Genomic DNA, 19,063 nt, shown 5'->3' with positions numbered 1-19,063 from the left:
GAGCCCGGCAAGCGGGGCTGGTTCCAGCCATCCGCCAGCCAGAGCAATGCCCCAAACCAGCAGCGCGGCGGGCACCAGGCGGAGGTCGGTCCGGCGTCGTCGTCCCGGCACGCCGTGCGGCACGGGCATGACCCCGGCCCGGCGCCTGCGCAGCGCCTCAAGGACACGGTGCCCCAGGCCGGCCAAGGCGGTACGCGCGGCTCCCCCTGCGCGGAACGAGCTGTCCGGCGCCGCGGGCACGCCCGGTGCCTCGGACGCGCCCGGCGCCGCGGGCACGCCCGGTGCCTGTCTGTTTTGCGTCGTTGCAGGATCCAGCGGATCCCGGCTGCGGGCCATGGCATCGGCGGCGGCGGCGCGGAAAGCCTGCCAACGGGGCCGCTGTTCCCCGGCCACGTCAGACCCGCACCAGCGGCAACAGGGCTTCGAGCAGCTTGGGACCAACACCCTCCACAGCGTCGAGTTCTTCGACGCTGCCGAAACTGCCGTGCTGCTTGCGCCAGTCGACGATGCGCTGGGCCAAGACCGGACCGACGCGCGGCAGCGTCGCCAACTCTTCGACGCCGGCGGTGTTCAGGTTGATTTTCCCCGCTGGCGCTCCGGCGCCGCCGGAGGTCCCGGTGCCGTCGGGACCGGGAGAGGGGCCGGGAAGTTCAACCGGGTCCGGGCTGCCGCGCTCCGGGACGAGGACTTTCTGACCGTCTTCGAGAACGGCGGCCAGGTTGAGCCGGTCAAGGTCGGCTGCGCGGGTGTTTCCGCCCGCGGCTTTGATCGCCTCGTGGATCCGGCTTCCGCGCGGCAGCACCACCACCCCGGCCTTCGCCACGGCACCGGCAACGTGGACGACAATGGTGCCGGCCGCCGTCGCGCCGGGCATCTCCGCGGCAGCCGGGTCCGCCCTCGACGGCGCCCCGCCGGGACCGCCGTCATCGGCTACGGCCGGTCCGGACCCGTCCGCCGCTTCCGAACCGGGTGGCTCGCCCAGCGACTGGACCCGTGGCGCTCCGTCGGCTGCCTGCCACCAGAACCAGCCGGCCAGCAGCACAGAGATCACGGCGAGCATGGCTGCGGCACTCCGACCGCTGCGCCACCTGAACACCGCGGGCACTGGGGACTCCGCAGCATCGGCCCCGTCAGGAGAGGCCCGGTCCGCCGCCGCCGGGTCCGGGGCTCCGTCAGCCGGGGCTCCCGGGGCCGGCACATCGCCGAGCAGCCCCTCCTCCGGCGCAGGGCCGAGGCTGGCGGCCCAGCGGTGCCGTGCCACGCCGGTTCCTGAGTGGGGTCCGCTGCGGGCTCCGGCCCCCGGGTATCGGCGCGACATGAAGCCAGCCTAGGGATGGGACCGGACCTGCCGACAGGCGCGGCAACGGCTATGTGGAAAGCGCCCCGGCAGCCCCCGGTGTGGAGCCAGACCCCGGTGTGGGGCCGCTCCCGGGAAGCGGGGTGCTGCTCTCCCCCACAATGACGGCCAGCACGCCCAGTCCGGCATGGGCCGCCAGCACGGCCGGCAGCGAACTGATCTGGGCGGGCGGGCAGTCAGGCAACCGCTGTGCCAGCCGCGATGCCAGCTGCTCGGCCTCGGCGCGGTTGCCGAAGTGGTGCACGGCGATCCTGGCCTCACCGCTGGGGCGGGACAGCGCATCAGCGGCGGCGATTTCCTCCAGCCGGCCGATGGCGCGGGGCGCAGAACGGACCTTTTCCAGCGGGACGACCTTGCCGCCGTCGACCGCCAGGATCGGTTTGATCGAAAACATGGTGCCCCAGAGGGAGGCGGCTGCGCCGATCCGGCCACCGCGGCGCAGCTGCTCCAGGCTCGGCACATAGAAGTAGACCTTGGTCCGGGCCAGCCGCTCTTCGGCGAAGGCCCTGACCTCGTCCGCGCCCCGGCCGTCAGCAGCCGCGACGACGGCGCTTTGCACGCCCATGCCCTGCGCCATCCCGACCGTGCGCGAATCCACGACCACCACCGGGATTCCCACTTTCGCGGCTGCGAGCCTGGCGGAGTCGGCGGTGCCGGAGAGCTCCCCCGAAATGTGCAGCGAGACTACGGATTCGAAGCCGCGTGCCGCCGCCGCGAGGTAGGCCTGTTCGAACTGGCCGGGTGAGGGCCTGGAGGTCCGGACCGGCAAGCCGCTGGCCAGTGCCACCGCGATGGTCTCGGCGATGTCGTCCTCGCCCTCGCCGTAGATCTCGGCGCCCACCATGACCGGCATCGGTACCACGGTCAGGCGGCCGTCGGCGGTGAAGTCCCGCACCCATTCTGCCGGCAGCGCGGCGGCGGAGTCAGTGACCACCGCAGTCCGCGCCGCCATGGCGCGCACTGGTTCGGGCACCGCCCCGGGGCGGGCAGCCTGGCGGAGCCTGACGAGGCGCTCGCGCAGCCACGGCCAGCCCGGGGGCTCACGGTCCGGCACGAAGCACCTCCTGAAAAGAGTTCCGGCCGCCGGCTTCTGCCGGCGGCCGGTTCACGAACGGCCTTGCCCGGCTAGGCCGGGACGATGTTGACCAGTTTAGGCGCCCGCACAATGACCGTGCGGATCCCCCTGCCGTCCAGCGCGCGCTGGACGTTTTCCGAGGCCAGCGCCAGTTCGCGCAGTTCGTCCTCGGAGATGCCCGGGGAAACCTCGAGCCGGTCCCGCACCTTGCCCTGGACCTGGACGACGGCGGTCACCGTATCCTGCACCAGCAGCGTCTCGTCGTGCGTGGGCCAGCCGGCGTTGGCTACCGACGCCGGGTGTCCCAGTACGTTCCACAGGTCCTCGGCGGTGTAGGGCGCGAAGAGGCTCAGGATCACCGCTACAGCCTCCACGGCCTCGCGGACGGCCGGGTCCGCGCCGCCGGCGCCGGCATCAATGGTCTTACGGGTCGCGTTGACCAGTTCCATCAGCTTTGCCACCACCACGTTGAACTTGTTGTGGTCCAGCAGTGCCTGCGCGTCGGCGATGGTGCGGTGGGTGACGGTGCGCAGGGCGCGGTCCCCGGCGGCGAAGTCGACGCCGGGCTCGCTGCTGACGTCCTGGCCGAGCCGCCAGGCGCGGGCCAGGAACTTAGCGGAGCCCGACGGCGAGACATCCGCCCAGTCGACGTCGTCCTCCGGCGGGGAGGCGAAGATCATGGTGAGCCGCACGGCGTCGACGCCGAACTTGTCCAGCTGCTCGCCCAGGTCCACGCCGTTGCCGAGGGACTTGCTCATGGCCTTGCCGCCGTTGAGCACCTGGCCCTGGTTCAGCAGCGCCTTGAACGGTTCGTCGGCCTCGATCAGGCCCAGGTCGTGGATGACCTTGGTGAAGAAGCGGGCGTACAGCAGGTGCAGGATGGCGTGCTCCACCCCGCCGACGTACTGGCCCACGGGCATCCAGTCGTTGATCTTGGCGGGATCGAACGGGCCCTCGGTGTAGTCGGGCGAGACGAAGCGCAGGAAGTACCAGGAGGAGTCCACGAAGGTGTCCATGGTGTCCGTGTCGCGCTTGGCCGGGCCGTGGCAGCTGGGGCACTCGACGTTGACCCAGGCTTCGGCGGCGGCCAGCGGGGAGGTGCCCTTTGGCGACAGATCCTCGCCGCGCAGGTCCTCCGGCAGGGTCACCGGCAGCTGGTCGTCCGGGACCGGAACCTCGCCGCAGGCCGGGCAGTGGATGATCGGAATCGGGGTGCCCCAGAACCGCTGGCGGCTCAGCAGCCAGTCGCGCAGGCGGAAGTTCACGAACTTCTCGCCGGTGCCCAGCTGCTCCAGGATCGCGATGGCGGCAGGGATGGCCTCGGCCTTGGGCAGCCCGTCCAGGGCGCCGGAGTTGATCAAGGTGCCCTCGCCGGTCGTCGCCGTGCCGGACACGGCGGGGTCTTCCTCGCCGGTGTCCAGGACCGCCCGGACGGGCAGGTCGAAGGTCTTGGCGAAGTCCAGGTCGCGCTGGTCGTGGGCCGGGACGGCCATGATGGCGCCGGTGCCGTAGTCGGCCAGCACGTAGTCGGCCGCCCAGACGGGCAGCTTCTCCCCGTTCAGCGGGTTAATGGCGTAGCGGCCGGTGAAGACGCCGGTCTTTTCCCGTTCCGTGGACTGGCGCTCAATCTCCGACAGCGCCTTGACCTGTTCCCGGTAGGCGTCCAGGGCCCCGGCGTGTTCCTCGGTGACCAGTTCGGCGGCCAGCGGGGCGTCGGCGGCGACCACGAAGAAGGTCGCGCCGTACAGGGTGTCCGGGCGGGTGGTGAAGACCGTGACGTCCTTGGCGGGCTTGCCGCCGTCGGCCTCGACCACGAAGTTGACGTGCGCGCCCTCGGAACGGCCAATCCAGTTCTTCTGCATGGCCAGGACCCGCTCGGGCCAGTGCCCGCGCAGTTCGTCCATGTCATCGAGCAGCCGGTCGGCGTAGTCGGTGATCTTGAAGTACCACTGGTTCAGGGACTTCTTCGTCACAGCGGTGCCGCACCGTTCGCAGGCGCCGTTGACGACCTGCTCGTTGGCCAGCACGGTCTGGTCCTTGGGGCACCAGTTGACCGGAGAGTTCTTGCGGTAGGCCAGCCCGCGCTCGTAAAAGCGCTTGAACAGCCACTGGGTCCAGCGGTAGTACCCCGGATCCGAGGTGTGCAGCCGGCGGGACCAGTCAGCGGAGATGGCGTAACGCTTGAATGACGCCGCCTGGGTGTCGATGTTGGCGTACGTCCACTCGCTGGGGTGCGCGTTCCGCTTGATGGCGGCGTTCTCCGCCGGCAGTCCGAAGGAGTCCCAGCCGATCGGGTGCAGCACGTCGTAGCCCTGCTGGCGCAGGTAGCGGGCGACGACGTCGCCCATCGCGAACGCTTCGGCGTGGCCCATGTGCAGGTCACCGGACGGGTACGGGAACATGTCCAGCACGTAGCGGCGTTCCTTCGAGCCGTCATCCAGGGGCGTGAAGACCTTGAGGTCCTCCCAGACCTGCGGCCACTTGGCCTCCATGGCGGCGAAGCTGTAGGCGCCCTCTTCGGGGCCTTCATTCGCGACGGCTGCTGCTGTTCCGGTCTCTGTCTCCGGCTGAACGCTCACTGCTGGCCTCTTCTGTTCTTTCGATCTTGTCGGATCAGGACTGTCCCGCCTGATCCCTTGGTCCCCTGCTGCGGGCCGGTACATATCCCGGACACACAAAAGCCCCTCGACACGGAGGGGCTGCCGCTCGGCAATCCGGGTTTTCGCCGGGATGCCGGGCGGCTAACTAAGCAGGAGGATCGCACGCATACGACTACTTTAGCGCACGGCTTGCCAGCGCTACGTAAGTCGCCACGAGCGGCTGAATCGGCCAGCCCGGAAATGCCGAACTGTTGAGGGGGCCCGGGAGCGGCTTCGGGCGTCCGCGAAGCGGGCGGGGCCCCCTCAACAGTGAAGGCATCGGCTCGTCGGCCTACTTCACGTCCTCGTCGACCCAGTCCATGGACTTGGTGACGGCCTTCTTCCAGAGACGCATCTGGCGCTCGCGCTCCGCCTGGTCCATCTTCGGTTCCCAGCGCTTGTCCTCGGACCAGTTGGCCGAGCACTCGCCCAGATCCTTCCAGAAGCCGACGGCGAGGCCGGCCGCGTAGGCGGCGCCGAGCGAGGTGGTCTCGACGACCTTCGGCCGGATCACCGGCACGCCCAGGATGTCGGCCTGGAACTGCATCAGCGCGTCGTTGGCGACCATGCCGCCGTCGACCTTGAGTTCCGTGAGCGGAACCCCCGAGTCGGCGTTGACGGCGTCGAGCACCTCACGGGTCTGGAACGCGGTGGCCTCCAGCGCTGCGCGGGCGATGTGGTTCTTGTTCACGAACCGGGTCAGGCCGACGATCGCGCCGCGGGCGTCGGAGCGCCAGTACGGTGCGAACAGGCCGGAGAAGGCCGGAACGATGTACACGCCGCCGTTGTCCTCCACCGAAGCGGCCAGGGTCTCGACTTCCGGGGCGCTGCTGATCATGCCCAGGTTGTCGCGCAGCCACTGGATCAGCGAACCGGTGACAGCGATCGAACCCTCCAGGGCGTAGTGCGGCTTGGCGTCGCCAAGCTTGTAGCCGACCGTGGTCAGCAGCCCGTTCTTGGAGTGGACGATTTCCTCGCCGGTGTTGAAGATGAGGAAGCAGCCCGTGCCGTAGGTGTTCTTTGCCTCGCCGGTGTCGAACGCGGCCTGGCCGAAGGTTGCCGCCTGCTGGTCGCCGAGGATGCCGGCGACCGGAACTTCGCGCAGCAGCTGGGAGGTGTGGACGGTGCCGTACACCTCTGAGGACGACTTGATGGCGGGCATCATGGAGGCCGGGACCCCGAAGGCGTCCAGGATTTCCTGGTCCCACGACAGCGTGTCGAGGTCCATGAACATGGTCCGGGACGCGTTGGTCACGTCGGTGACGTGTACGCCGCCGTCGGTTCCGCCGGTGAGGTTCCACAGCACCCAGCTGTCGGTGTTGCCGAAGACGAGGTCGCCGGCTTCTGCCTTGGCCCGGGCGCCCTCGACGTTGTCCAGGATCCACTTGATCTTCGTGCCGGAGAAGTAGGTCGCCAGCGGCAGGCCCACCTTCTGCTTAAAGCGTTCCGGGCCGCCGTCCTTGGCCAGCTCGTCGACGATCGACTGGGTGCGGGTATCCTGCCAGACGATCGCGTTGTACACGGCTTTGCCGGTGGTCTTGTCCCAGACCACCGCGGTTTCGCGCTGGTTGGTGATGCCGACGGCGGCAATGTCGTGGCGGGTCAGGTTGGCCTTGGACAGTGCGGAGGCGATGACCTCGCGGGTGTTGTTCCAGATCTCGGCGGGGTCGTGCTCCACCCACCCTGCCTGCGGGAAGATCTGCTCGTGTTCCATCTGGCCGGAGGAAACGATGTTGCCGCTGTGATCGAACACGATGGCGCGGGTGCTCGTGGTTCCCTGGTCAATGGCGATTACATACTGGTTCATGCTGACGTCCTTGTCTTTTGGGCCTGGCGGTTGAATTGATGCGATTCGAGCGGGTTTGGTTCAGGGTCCTGTGCGGCAGAATCAGGCGGCGGCGGTGGCGATGATCGGCACCACGGCTGCTACGACGCCAGCGAGTCCGCCGCCGATCAGCGGTCCGACGACCGGGATCCACGAGTAGCTCCAGTCCGAAGAACCCTTGCCCTTGATGGGCAGCAGGGCGTGGGCGATGCGCGGGCCGAGGTCACGGGCGGGGTTGATGGCGTAACCGGTGGGGCCGCCGAGGGAAACACCGATGCCGACAACCAGCAGCGCCACGGCCAGCGGGCCAAGTCCCGACGGGGTCCCGCCGAAGGTCAGGATGACGAAGACGAGGACGAAGGTGCCGATGATCTCCGTGATCAGGTTCCACGGGGTGGAGCGGATGGCGGGTCCGGTGGAGAAAACACCCAGCTTGCTGGCGGGCTCGGGTTCGACATCAAAGTGCTGCTTGTGGGCCAGCCACATCACGACGGCACCCAGGAAGGCGCCCAGCAGTTCCCCGCCGAAGTAGGTCAGGGTGGAGCCGAAATCGACCGCGACACCCGGGGCGTACTCCTTCTTGCCGTTAAGCAACAGGCCGAAGGTGACGGCCGGGTTCAGGTGCGCCCCGGACTTGGCCGCAACGAAGACACCGGCGAAGACGGCAATGCCCCATCCCCAGGTGACCATCAGGAACCCGCCGTTGTTGCCCTTCGTGCCTTTGAGCGCGACGTTGGCCACAACGCCGCAACCCAGCAGGGTCAGCATTGCGGTGCCGAATACTTCGGACAGGAAAACTATTCCAAGAGACATCTTTGACTCCTCTATTTTCTGTTGTCAGCCCTTCGCGAGTTTGAAGGGCCGTTGGGCCGGCAGCGGTTTCGCGCTGCCGGCCGGCCACTGCGGGTTCCCCTGGGAGAAACCCCGCAGCCCTTGTGTCCGGAGGCTCCAGCCTCCGGACACTCAAGTTGTCAGGCGACCAGGCTGTGTACCTGGACGCCGTGGAACCGCTGGAGCACCTCCTGGGCGTGGTCGATCTCGGCGGTCCGCGTCGCCGCGTCCCAGCCCAGCGGTCCGGAAAGGATCTCGGCGAGCTCGTTCAGCAGCTCCCCCGTCACGAGCCCGCGGAACGCGAGGGAGGTGCGGCGGATCAGCACGTCCACCAGGTGTCCGATCTGCTCGTTGGCCGCCATGAACTCCAGTTCCCGGACGCTCAGTTCCCGGGTGGAGTGCAGCAGCCGGTCGGTCCCGGCGTCGAGGTAGGCCATGACGTCCACCGCGCGGGTGCCGTAGCGGGTGAGCAGGCCAGCGGTCCGGTCCGCGTCGCGGCCGGCCCCCATGTGGGCCTTGATCCAGCGCTGGACGCCGTCCTCGGTGTCGGGGAAACCTGCCCCGCCGCCGATGGCAAGTTTGGCGGTCGAGACTTTCCGTTCCATGCCGAGTTCGGCGAGGACGTCGTTGCTGAGGTGTTCGGCGAGGGCCCGGAACGTGGTCCACTTGCCGCCCACCAGGCTGAGCACGACGGCGCCGCCGTCGGCCAGCTGCCCGGCGCCCCTGGCGGGGCCGCGGCGCTCGATCCGGTAGTCGCGGCTGACGAAGCCCGGCTGCGTGGCGTCGTGCCGGGGCAGCGGACGGACGCCGGAGAAGGTGTAGACGATCTGTTCCCGGTCCACGGCCACGTCCGGGAAGACGTGCCCGATGAGGTCGAAGAAGTAGTCGATCTCGGCCTCGGTGCAGACGGCGTCCTCGGCCATGTCGGCGTCGATGTCGGTGGTGCCGACCAGCACGCGGTCGCCCATCGGGTAGATCAACACGATCCGGCCGTCGGTGTGTTCGAAGAAGATCTCCCGGCCCTGGCAGGCCTCAAGCAGCCCGGGGTGGTCCAGCACTATGTGGGAACCCTTGGTGCCGCCCATAAACGCGGACGCCGCGCCCATGGCCTGGTTGGTCAGGTCCACCCAGGCGCCGGTGGTGTTGACAATGACGTCGGCGCTGAAGTCGAAGACGTCGCCGGTCAGTTCGTCCCGGAGCTGGACGGTTCCGCCCTTCGCTCCGGGGGTTGCCGTGCCATTGCCGGAACCGGCTGCGCCGTCCATGGAGACCAGGGAGAGGTAGTTGCTGGCCCGGGCCCCGTTGCCGGCCGCCTCGCCGGCCTTCTCGCCGTCCTGGAGCACGTCCAGGGTGAGGCGCTCCGGGTTGTGCACGGAGGCGTCGAAGTAGGTCGCGGCGTACTTGATGCCGGGGTGCAGCCGGGGCAGCTCGGCCAGGGCGCGCTTGCGGCCGCGGAACTGGTGGCGCGGCACGGTGCCGCCGTCGCGGGAGAAGGAGTCGTACATGCTCAGGCCCAGCTTGATCAGGAAGGCACCGCGCTCGGTGTTCTTCCCCTGCTTGTGGGTCAGGAACCGCAACGGCGCGGCCAGGATGCCCGAAAAGGTGCTGAAGATCGGGATGGTGGTCTGCAGCGGCTTCACGTAGTGCGGCGCGATCCGGAGGAGCCGGTTGCGTTCCACCACGGACTCCTGGACGAGGCGGAACTCGCCGTTTTCCAGGTACCGGATACCGCCGTGAATCATGTGCGAGGAGGCGCCGCTGGCTCCCTGGCAGAAGTCGCCCCGTTCGACGAGGGCAACGTCAACGCCCTGCAGGGCAAGGTCACGGAAGGTTCCGACCCCGTTGATGCCGCCGCCGATGATGAGCACCTGCGCGTGCGGCCGGTTCCGCAACTGCTGCACGGACGTGCGCTGTGTGCTCGACGCCGGATTGCCGGATGAAACCTTGTTTCCCAAAACTGCTCCTTGGGGATCGGTGCTCTGCGGCGCGCCCACCGGGCACGTCGCCGTTCAACACTATTCTTTGGACTAATGGAAAATGGAGTCAAGCACTATGCACAAACGTGCAGATTGGAAATGGAATGTCGCCAACCCGCCAGTCCGACGCCCTCCGGGCCGCCCAGTTGTATTACCTCCAGGACCTGACGATGGACGCCATCGCCCGTGAGCTCCGAACGTCCCGCTCGACCGTCTCGCGGCTGCTGTCGGCGGCCCGGGAATCGGGCCTCGTGCAGATCCAGATCCGCAGCCCGTTGGACACCGGACCCGAGCTCGCCAGCATGATCCGCGCCGAATACAAGGTCGATGTGCACGTCGTGCCGGTGGTGGACACGCTCAACGAGGCGGAAACGCTGGACCGCGTGGCGATGCAGGCCGCGCGCACCATCGGCCCGCTCGTGGACTCGAACGCGATCATCGGGGTGGCGTGGGGTTCCACGCTGAGCGCCGTGAGCCGGCACCTGACCCGGAAGATCACCCATGACAGCATCATCGTGCAGCTTAATGGAGCCGGAAACATGCAGACCACGGGCATCACTTACGCCTCGGACATCATGCGGCGCTTCGGCAGCGCTTACGGGGCGCGGGTGGAACAGTTCCCGGTGCCGGCGTTCTTCGACCACGCCGCGACCAAGAAGGCCATGTGGAATGAACGCAGTGTTCAACGCATCCTGCAGCTGCAGTCCCGGATGAGCATCGCCATTTTCGGGGTGGGATCGGTCGACGCCGACTACCCCAGCCACGTGTACGCCGGCGGCTACCTGGACGAGGACGACCTGAGCGTACTGGCGGAGTCCGACGTCGTGGGCGACGTCGCCACTGTTTTCTTCCGCGCGGACGGCTCCTCGGACGGCATTACCCTCAACGAACGCTCCACCGGGCCGGACCTGGCCCAGCTCCGGCAGGTCCGCCGCCGGATCTGTGTGGTCTCCGGCGCGTCCAAGATCAACGGGTTGCGCGGGGCGCTCGCTGCCGGCCTGGCCACGGACCTGATCCTGGATGAGGCCAGCGCCCGGCGGCTGGTCAGCGCCGAGGGCCTGTCCTGAGGGCCGGACACCCGCGGCCGGGTGCCCGGAATGGGTAGAGTCGTTGCTATGAGAATCTCCCCCCGGCTGACCTTGAACAACGGCGTGATGATGGACCGCCTCGGGTTCGGGCTTTACAAGGTGCCCCCCGCGGACGCCGCCGGGCTCGTGACCATGGCGTTGGAGGCCGGTTACCGTCATTTCGACACTGCGGCGATGTACGGGAACGAGACGGGCGTCGGGAAAGCGATCGGCGCCCTGTCCGCCTTCGACGGCTCCGCCGGCGGCTCCGGCGAGCTGCACTCCCCGCTCGCCCGGGAGGACATTTTCGTGACTACCAAGCTCTGGAATGACGACCAGGGCTACGACGCGACCCTGCGTGCCTTCGACACCTCGATCGCCAAGCTGGGCCTCGAATATGTGGACCTCTACCTGATCCACTGGCCGTGCGCCCGGCGCGGGCTCTTCACGGAGAGCTACCGCGCGCTCGAATCGCTCTACCGCGAGGGAAAGGTCCGCGCCATCGGGGTGTCCAACTTCCAGCCCGCACATCTGGAGCGGCTGCTCCAGACCGCCGAAGTGGTGCCCGCGGTCAACCAGATTGAACTGCATCCCTGGCTGCAACAAGCCGAGCTGAGATCCCTGCACGCGTCGCTGGGCATCACCACCGAGGCGTGGAGCCCGCTGGGCCGCGGCCAGGTGATGGAGGACCCGGTGGTGCTGGAGCTCGCCGCGGCACACCGGCGGACCGCGGCCCAGGTCATCCTGCGCTGGCACCTGGAACTGGGTAACGTCGTCATCCCCAAGGCCAGCTCCTACGCCCGGATCCGCGAGAACCACGACATCTTCGGTTTCAGCCTCAGCACCACGGACCTGGACGCCCTGGCCGGCCTGGACCGGGGATTCCGCACCGGTTCGAACCCCGACGACGTCAACTAGGACCCGAACGAATGGAACACGTGGCCACCGAGCCTTCCCCCCTGCCTCCCCTGCTCAGCGCCGAACTGGAAACGCGCAGCAGCGCCTCCGCGGTGGACCTCAACGGTACCCGGGTCGCCTACTGGAGCTACGAACCGGTCCGGGAGACCGCCGACACCCGGACCATCCTTGTGATCCACGGCTTCCGCGGCGATCACCATGGCCTGCTCCGGGTGGTCGACCAGCTCCCCGAAATGCGCCTCATCATGCCGGACCTCCCGGGGTTCGGCGCCTCCGCCGCGTTCCGGACCGGCGGGCACAGCGTTAGCGGCTACGGCCGGTTCATCGCCGACTTCATGGCCGCCCTCGGGCTGGGCAAGGACACGGTGCTGCTGGGCCACTCCTTCGGTTCGATCATCGCCAGCCACTTCGTGGCGGACCATCCCGGCGCGGTCGCCGAACTGATCCTGATCAACCCCATCGCCGCACCCGCTCTGGAGGGGCCCAAAGGGCTCATGACCAAGGCCGCGGTGCTGTACTACGAGGCGGCGGCCCGGCTCCCCCGCGGACTCGGGAACGCGCTGTTGCGCAACCAGCTGATCGTCCGGGTGATGAGCGAGACCATGGCCAAGACCCAGGACAAGGCGCTGCGGAGGTTCGTCCACGCCCAGCACAGCGCGTACTTCTCCGCCTTCGCCGACCGCGACAGCCTGCTCGAAGCCTTCAAGGCCTCGGTCAGCAGCAACGTCGCGGAGGTGGCTCCACGGCTGGCCCTTCCGGTTTTGCTCGTGGCGGGCGAAAGAGACGAAATCGCCACCCTGCCCGACCAGCACAAGCTGCTCCCGCTGCTGCCGAACGCCAGCCTCGAAGTCATTCCCGGCGTCGGGCACCTCATCCACTACGAAACCCCGGAACCCGCCGCGGGCTTCATCCGACGCTTCCTGAAGGAACACGCCGCGTGAAAATCCTTATTGACGCCCGCTTCACCAGGCTCGACCACCACGATGGCATCAGCCGTTACGGCGCCAGCCTCATTGCCGCGACCGCCAAGGTCGCGGACGTCTCCATGCTGATCAGCGATACGCGACAGCTGGCCTTGCTCCCGGACGTCCCCTACACCCTGATCAACAGCCCGCTCTCGCCCGCGGAGCTATTCGTTGCGGCCAAGGTCAACCCGCTGGGGGCCGACGTGGTGGTGTGCCCGATGCAGACCATGGGCAGCTGGGGCCGGAAGTACGCCCTGGTCCTGACCCTGCACGACCTGATCTACTACGAGCACCCGGCACCTCCCGGCTTCCTCCCGGCCCCGGTCCGGGTCCTCTGGCGGCTCTATCACAAGGCGTTCTGGCCCCAGCGGGTCCTGCTGAACCGGGCCGACGTCGTCGCGACCATCAGCTCCACCACCGAGGCCCTGATGGCGAAGTACCGCCTGACGAAGCGGCCGGTCCGGATCGTCGGCAACGCCCCGCAGCCCGGGCTGACTCCTCGGGACCCCGGCGCCGGCGCCGACAAGACGCTGCTTTACATGGGGTCTTTCATGCCTTATAAGAATGTCGAAACCATGGTCAAGGGCATGGCCCAGCTGCCGGAGATAACCTTGCACCTGCTGAGCCGGATCACGCCCGAACGGAGGGCGGAGCTGGAGGCGCTGGCCCCGGCGGGCGCCAGCATCGTGTTCCACAACGGCGTCACCGATGCCGAGTACGAGGCGCTGCTGGCCCGCACCACGGCCCTGGTCAACCTCTCCAAGGCCGAGGGCTACGGCTTGCCGCTCGTGGAAGCGATGTCACACGGCACTCCGGTCATCGCCAGCGACATTCCGATCTTCCGCGAGGTGGGCGGGGACGCGGTCAGCTACGTCGATCCCGACTCCCCGTCCGCGTTTGCCGCCGCGGTCCGCGAGCTCGAGGAGCCCGAGCTCTGGAAGCAGCGCTCCAGCAGTGCGGTGCAGCGCGCGGCCGAGTTCAGCTGGGACGCCTCCGCACAGCGCCTGCTGGCCGCCGCCGAAGAGGCCGTGGCCCTGCGCCGGCGCAAGCGACGCTAACCTCGGCCGTTTCGATGGTTCCGTGCCAATTCGACGCGGGCGGACGTCGAGTGCGCAGGGAACCGTCGAAGCGGCGCCCCTACGCCGGCGCAAGCACCGTTAGAGAACGTCGACGCCGTCGAGCCGCAGCTGCACCGGATCGTCGGTGCGCTTGGCGGCGGCTGCGGCCTTGACCGCACGCATGGCCTTTGTGGCCTCGGAGGCTTCGGCGTACGGGATGAACAGCAGCGTCCGCACGTCCTCCCCACCGCGCCGCTCCATGCCGGCAGCCGTTGGCGTGGCTACGAATCCGCCGGCGCCCGGCAGCGGCGCCGGCCCGGCCTGCCGGAGCACAATGCCCTTTTTGGCCAGCGCCCGTTCGACGGCCTCGGTGAAGTGCCCGACGGCGGTCCGGCCGCCGGTGACGGACGCGATCCGGACCGCTGGCGGCAGCGACAGCTCCTGCCGCAGGGCGAGCTCGCGTCCGGCGTAGCCGGCGGGGTCCCAACGCAGGAGTGCCCCGACTCCCGCCGTGTCCTCGGCGGTGATGACCACAAGGCCGCCCTCGGACGCGGAACGGACCAGGGCCGCGGCGTTGAACCAGCGCCGCACTGCGTCCTCGCCCGCCCGGAGGTTCTCGCGCCGCAGCAGCGAGTCGCCGTCGAGCAGCAGCGCGGCCGCATACCCGCCCGCCGCGACCGGTTCGGCGCCGACCGTCGCGACCACGAGGGCCTTTGAGTCCGGGACGGTGGCCAGCACGCGGTCGCCGGAGGAAGTGACGACGGGTTTGCCCGGAAACGCCCGGCCCAGTTCCTCGGCCGTCCGAAGTGCCCCGGTGGCGCCCCGCCGGAGTCGGACCCCGTCGCAGTGCATGCAGTGCCAGTCCGGGGCCGCCGCGGAGCACCACCGGCACACCGGCACCGCGGCGCTGCCGCCGGGCCCGGCGATGGCCAGCGGTCCGTTGCAGGCGGTGCAGCGCGCGGCTTCGCGGCAGCGTTCGCAGGCCAGAGACGGCGCGTACCCTGCGCGGGCAACCTGAACGAGGACGGGACCGCGTTCCAGGCCTTCCTTTGCGGCGCGCCATGCGGCGCCCGGCAACCGCGCGATCCGCGCCAGCGGGTCGCGCTCCTGTTCGAAACTGTCCGCGGTGTTCTGGACGCGCGGGACGGTGCGGCGCATCACGGAGCGCCCCGCCTCGATCGGGCGGGCCCAGCCGGATTCCACCAGCCGCTGCGTCTCCGTGCTGCGGGCGTGCCCGGCGAGCAGGCAGGCGGCGCCTTCATGCGCGGCCCGGAGCAGCAGGACTTCACGGGCGTGGGCGTAGGGGGAACGCTGCTCGATGTGCAGGTCGTCGCCGTCGTCCCAGCACACCACCAGGCCCAGGTTCCGCACCGGGGCGTAGGCGGCGGAGCGGGTGCCGACGGCGACCCCTGCGGCGCCGCTGAGGACCCGCAGGAAGCTGCGGTACCGCGGTGTCTGGCCGTCGTCGGCCGTGAGCCGGGCGACGTCGCCGGCCGGCAGGTGTTCCAGCAGGGCCGCCTCCACCCGGTCCAGGTCGCGGTAGTCCGGCACCACGACGACGGCGCCCCGGCCGGAGCGGCGGACGGCGGCAACAGCCTCGGCAACCATCCGGGGCCAGCCGCCGGGACCAAACCCCTGCAGGGCGCTCAGCACGGCACGCGGCGACTCCCCCGCCCCCAGGTGCTGGAGGAATGCCGGGCCGTTGTGATATTCCGCCCAGCCGGACGGAGGGGCAGCAGGCGGCTCTGCCCGGGCGTCGTCCCCGGCGGCGAAGAGTGCCGGGTCGAGCAGGCCTCCCGGTGCGTAGTCTTTTTCCATTTTGGCCATCCGGGGCGGGATGGCGACGCGCAGGACGTCGCTGACAGTTCCGGCGTAGCGCGCCGCCACCCTCCCGGCCAGTTCGGACACGGCGGGGGTGAGAACGGGAACCGGGGACACGACCTTGAATAGCGGCACCAGCGGGTGGCCGGCGTCGGACGCCGCCGTGCGTTCGAGCAGGTATCCGCCAAGCTCCTGGCCGCTGAATTTCACCTTGACCCGCACGCCCGGCCGGGCCGCGGCGTCGAGGTCCGCCGGCACGCTGTAGTCGAACGGGCGGTCCAGGTGCGGGAGGGAGGATTCCAGCAGCACCCGGGCCACCGGCAGTTCCGCGGCAAGGGCGGGCCCGGCGGCTGCCGCGGAGGCCGGGAAGCCGTGCAGCAGCGAGAGCTGAAGCGGTTCCTCCGGCGTGGCGGCGCGGCGATCTGGAGTCATGGTGCCTGCCTCCCTTCGGCGCTGGAATCGGTCAAGTAAAGAGCCTGGAAACTTCGACGATCAGGCTAACGATCAACATTAAAGCTGTAGCCAGGCCGCCGTTCGGCGGCCTGGCTACAGCACATCACAGAGCTGTGACATTGAAGAGCAATGACATTCAAGAGCTCTGCCATCCAGCGGTTCGGCCGGTTGCTAGGCGTTGAAGAAGGCCTTCAGCTCGTCGACCCGGTCCAGGCGCTCCCAGGTGAAGTCAGGCTCCTCGCGGCCGAAGTGGCCGTGCGCGGCCGTCTTCGCGTAGATCGGACGCTTGAGGTCGAGCGCGTCGATGATGGCGCGGGGGCGGAGGTCGAAAATCTCGGCAATCGCGGCGCTGATCCGGGCGGGATCGACGGTTTCGGTCCCGAAAGTCTCCACGTAGGTGCCCACGGGGCGGGCCTGCCCGATCGCGTAGGCGATCTGGATTTCCGCACGCTTGGCGAGGCCGGCGGCCACCACGTTCTTGGCAACCCAGCGCATCGCGTAAGCAGCGGAGCGGTCCACCTTGGACGGATCCTTGCCGGAGAAGGCGCCGCCGCCGTGCCGGGCCATGCCGCCGTAGGTGTCGACGATGATCTTGCGGCCGGTCAGGCCGGCGTCACCCACCGGACCGCCGATCACGAAGGCGCCGGCCGGGTTGAGGATGTTGCGGGACCGGGAGATGTCCAGGTTGGACAGCGCCATGACCGGGTCGACGACGTGCTCGGCGAGGTCGGCGCGGAGCTGGTCCAGGCTGGCGCCTTCCGCGTGCTGGCTGGAGATCACGACGGTCTCGACCGAGACAGGACGGTCGCCGTCGTAGCCCACCGTGACCTGGGTCTTGCCGTCGGGGCGCAGATAGCCCAGCTGGCCCGACTTGCGGACCTCGGTGAGCCGTTCGGAAAGCCGGTGCGCGAGCCAGATCGGGACCGGCATGTAGGACGGGGTCTCGTCGCTGGCGTAGCCGAACATGATGCCCTGGTCGCCGGCGCCCTGGAGATCGTAATCGTCTTCCTGGCGGCCTTCGCGTGCCTCGAGGGAGTTGAATACGCCGCCGGCGATGTCGTTGGACTGCTGGCCGATGGAGACCGACACGCCGCAGCGGGCGCCGTCGAAGCCGTTCGCGGAAGAGTCGTAGCCGATCCCGAGGATGGTCTCGCGGACGATCTGCGGGATTTCGACGTAGGCGTCCGTGGTGACTTCACCGGCCACGTGCACGAGGCCCGTGGTGGCCAGGGTCTCGACGGCGACGCGCGACTCCGGGTCCTTGGCCAGCAGGGCGTCGAGGATCGCATCGCTGATCTGGTCACAGATCTTGTCGGGGTGTCCTTCGGTCACCGACTCGGACGTGAAGAGCCGGAGCGAGGCGGGCGTGGACCCATGGAAGTCTGGGATGTGCAGCGGTAAAGTCACTCAACTACCTTACTGGTTGGGAAACGGACGTCCGGCGGCGTGTGTCCCCCTGCTAAGGAGACCTTGATTACGCCAGCGCTTATGCGGGCGGGACAACCCGGCTTAGCTCGGCGCTGATGCGGTCAATGACGGCAGCCGCGACGTCGGATTTGGAACCCGACGCCTCTTGGGGTTCGGAGCCGGACCGCGAAAGGATGACTACGGCGTTGCTGTCCTGGCCAAAGACCTGGTTCTGGCCCACCTGGTTGACCACCAGCAGGTCGCAGGCCTTGCGGCGCAACTTGGCCTGCGCGTATTCGAGGACGTCCCCGTCGGCGTCGCCGGTTTCGGCAGCGAAACCCACGATCAGCTGGTTGCGGGAAGCAGCATCGCGGACCTCGACGAGTTCCCGGAGGATGTCCGGGTTGCGGACCAGCGAAATCACGGGATCGGCGACGTCGTCGCGCTTCTTGATTTTGGTTCCGGAGACATCCGCCGGGCGGAAGTCCGCCACCGCGGCGGCCATGATGACGACGTCGGAATCGGCGGCGGCGTGCAGGGCCGCCTTGCGCAGTTCCAGTGCGGTCTCAACCTGCACCACCTCGACGCCGTCGGGGGCCGGGACGTCCATGTGGGCTGCCAGCAGCCGAACGCGGGCGCCGGCCTCGCGGGCGGCGACGGCCAGCGCCACGCCCTGTTTGCCGGAGGAACGGTTGCCGAGGAAGCGGACCGGGTCCAGGGGTTCGCGGGTGCCGCCGGCGCTGATGGTGACAGTGAGTCCGGCCAGCGGCCTGGCTGCGGCGGCTGGAAGGGCCGCGTCCGACGTCGACAGGCCGGGGGTGTTGGGCACGGCCGGAGCGCCGGCCAGGGCCAGCGCGGCAGCGAAAATTGCCTCGGGTTCGGGCAGCCGGCCCGGGCCGGAATCCGCCCCGGTCAGCCGGCCGGTGGCGGGTTCGAGCACGGTGATGCCACGGCTGCGCAGGGTTTCGACGTTGGCCTGGGTAGCCGGGTGCCGCCACATTTCGGTGTGCATGGCCGGGGCCATCAGCACCGGCCCGCCGGCCATCAGCAGCGTGTTGGTCAGCAGGTCGTTGGCCTGGCCGGTGGCGGCGCGGGCCAGCAGGTCCGCCGTGGCCGGTGCCACCACGATCAGCTCAGCCTCGTGGCCGAGCCGGACATGGTTGACGGTGTGCACCTCGTCGAAGACGCTGTTGCTCACCGGGTGCCCGGAGAGGGCCTCCCAGGTGGCCACGCCGACGAACCGGGTGGCGGCCTCGGTGGGAATGACGGTAACGTCATGGCCGGCTTCAGTAAAAAGCCGGAGGAGCGACGCCACCTTGTAGGCGGCAATCCCTCCCCCGACTCCGAGGACTATGCGCACGTGACCTCCGTCAGGCAGCAGAGATATTACTCTGCGGCGGCTTCGATCGGCGTGGAAACGAGCTTGCCTTCGTTGATTTCGCGCAGGGCGATGGAAAGCGACTTTTCGTTCAGCTTGGTGTCGACCAGCGGGCCGACGTACTCGAACAGGCCCTCGTGCAGCTGGGCGTAGTAGGCGTTGATCTGCCGGGCGCGCTTGGCACCGAAAATCACCAGTCCGTACTTCGAATCGGCAGCCTTCAGCAGCTCGTCGATCGGCGGGTTGATGATGCCTTCAAGGTTCGTGGACACGAATTCTCCAAATTCTAACGG

At 68.9% G+C, this 19,063-nt stretch carries 14 protein-coding genes; 4 read left to right on the top strand and 10 right to left on the bottom strand.

The genetic code is table 11. From position 1 onward, the window contains the following. Nucleotides 1-394: 394 nt before the first annotated feature. The 6 genes from AC1DH3_RS05775 to AC1DH3_RS05750 form a co-directional block, all read right to left on the bottom strand. Nucleotides 395-1,261: a ComEA family DNA-binding protein gene (locus tag AC1DH3_RS05775; protein ID WP_441417734.1), complete on the bottom strand. Its 867-nt coding sequence runs from the start codon at nt 1,259-1,261 to the stop codon at nt 395-397. Between the two features lie 106 nt (nt 1,262-1,367). After that, nucleotides 1,368-2,411 carry a DegV family protein gene (locus tag AC1DH3_RS05770; RefSeq protein WP_441417733.1) on the bottom strand — a complete coding sequence of 348 codons (1,044 nt, stop codon included), beginning with the start codon at nt 2,409-2,411 and terminating at the stop codon, nt 1,368-1,370. A 71-nt stretch (nt 2,412-2,482) separates the two neighbouring features. After that, entirely contained in the window at nt 2,483-5,011 is a 2,529-nt protein-coding gene (gene leuS / locus AC1DH3_RS05765; RefSeq protein WP_441417732.1) for a leucine--tRNA ligase, read from the bottom strand. Between the two features lie 352 nt (nt 5,012-5,363). After that, nucleotides 5,364-6,878 carry a glycerol kinase GlpK gene (gene glpK / locus AC1DH3_RS05760; protein ID WP_441417731.1) on the bottom strand — a complete coding sequence of 505 codons (1,515 nt, stop codon included), beginning with the start codon at nt 6,876-6,878 and terminating at the stop codon, nt 5,364-5,366. Nucleotides 6,879-6,959: 81 nt separating this feature from the next. Beyond that, nucleotides 6,960-7,709, bottom strand: a complete 750-nt coding sequence (locus tag AC1DH3_RS05755) for an MIP/aquaporin family protein (RefSeq protein ID WP_441417730.1) — start codon at nt 7,707-7,709, stop codon at nt 6,960-6,962. 158 nt (nt 7,710-7,867) lie between these two features. Beyond that, nucleotides 7,868-9,682, bottom strand: a complete 1,815-nt coding sequence (locus tag AC1DH3_RS05750; protein ID WP_441417729.1) for a glycerol-3-phosphate dehydrogenase/oxidase — start codon at nt 9,680-9,682, stop codon at nt 7,868-7,870. Nucleotides 9,683-9,807: 125 nt separating this feature from the next. Between AC1DH3_RS05750 and AC1DH3_RS05745 the strand changes: the two genes are divergently transcribed. Genes AC1DH3_RS05745 through AC1DH3_RS05730 form a run of 4 tightly spaced genes read left to right on the top strand, consistent with a single transcriptional unit; the run spans nt 9,808 to nt 13,711 of the window. After that, complete coding sequence (locus AC1DH3_RS05745) at nt 9,808-10,770, top strand: sugar-binding transcriptional regulator (RefSeq protein ID WP_441417728.1); 963 nt, start codon at nt 9,808-9,810, stop codon at nt 10,768-10,770. Nucleotides 10,771-10,818: 48 nt separating this feature from the next. Beyond that, nucleotides 10,819-11,688, top strand: coding sequence for an aldo/keto reductase (locus AC1DH3_RS05740; protein ID WP_441417727.1), 870 nt, complete (start codon nt 10,819-10,821; stop codon nt 11,686-11,688). A gap of 11 nt (nt 11,689-11,699) precedes the next feature. Beyond that, a complete protein-coding gene (locus tag AC1DH3_RS05735; RefSeq protein WP_476892480.1) occupies nt 11,700-12,629 on the top strand; it encodes an alpha/beta fold hydrolase in 930 nt (309 codons plus the stop codon). Further along, entirely contained in the window at nt 12,626-13,711 is a 1,086-nt protein-coding gene (locus AC1DH3_RS05730) for a glycosyltransferase family 4 protein (RefSeq protein ID WP_476892479.1), read from the top strand. The genes AC1DH3_RS05735 and AC1DH3_RS05730 overlap by 4 nt, the downstream gene beginning before the upstream one ends. A 99-nt stretch (nt 13,712-13,810) precedes the next feature. Here the strand turns inward: AC1DH3_RS05730 and AC1DH3_RS05725 are convergent, their stop codons facing one another. The 4 genes from AC1DH3_RS05725 to rpoZ form a co-directional block, all read right to left on the bottom strand. After that, a complete protein-coding gene (locus AC1DH3_RS05725) occupies nt 13,811-15,964 on the bottom strand; it encodes a primosomal protein N' (protein WP_476908795.1) in 2,154 nt (717 codons plus the stop codon). A 192-nt stretch (nt 15,965-16,156) separates the two neighbouring features. Then, nucleotides 16,157-17,392, bottom strand: coding sequence for a methionine adenosyltransferase (gene metK, locus AC1DH3_RS05720; protein WP_441417723.1), 1,236 nt, complete (start codon nt 17,390-17,392; stop codon nt 16,157-16,159). A gap of 79 nt (nt 17,393-17,471) precedes the next feature. Then, on the bottom strand, nt 17,472-18,752 hold the full coding sequence (locus AC1DH3_RS05715; protein WP_476908794.1) for a bifunctional phosphopantothenoylcysteine decarboxylase/phosphopantothenate synthase: 1,281 nt from the start codon (nt 18,750-18,752) through the stop codon (nt 17,472-17,474). Nucleotides 18,753-18,778: 26 nt separating this feature from the next. Further along, complete coding sequence (rpoZ, locus tag AC1DH3_RS05710) at nt 18,779-19,042, bottom strand: DNA-directed RNA polymerase subunit omega (protein WP_138769242.1); 264 nt, start codon at nt 19,040-19,042, stop codon at nt 18,779-18,781. Between the last annotated feature and the right edge of the window lie 21 nt (nt 19,043-19,063).

The organism is Arthrobacter sp. 05L428 (assembly GCF_056397665.1).
This window is presented reverse-complemented; position numbering and strand designations above follow the sequence as displayed.

Bases quoted from the DNA above. Each gene is read 5' to 3' on its own strand.
- glpK (WP_441417731.1), bottom strand. From the start codon at position 6,878: ATGAACCAGTATGTAATCGCCATTGACCAGGGAACCACGAGCACCCGC.
- AC1DH3_RS05755 (WP_441417730.1), bottom strand. From the start codon at position 7,709: ATGTCTCTTGGAATAGTTTTCCTGTCCGAAGTATTCGGCACCGCAATG.
- AC1DH3_RS05745 (WP_441417728.1), top strand. From the start codon at position 9,808: ATGTCGCCAACCCGCCAGTCCGACGCCCTCCGGGCCGCCCAGTTGTAT.
- AC1DH3_RS05740 (WP_441417727.1), top strand. From the start codon at position 10,819: ATGAGAATCTCCCCCCGGCTGACCTTGAACAACGGCGTGATGATGGAC.
- AC1DH3_RS05735 (WP_476892480.1), top strand. From the start codon at position 11,700: ATGGAACACGTGGCCACCGAGCCTTCCCCCCTGCCTCCCCTGCTCAGC.
- AC1DH3_RS05725 (WP_476908795.1), bottom strand. From the start codon at position 15,964: ATGACTCCAGATCGCCGCGCCGCCACGCCGGAGGAACCGCTTCAGCTC.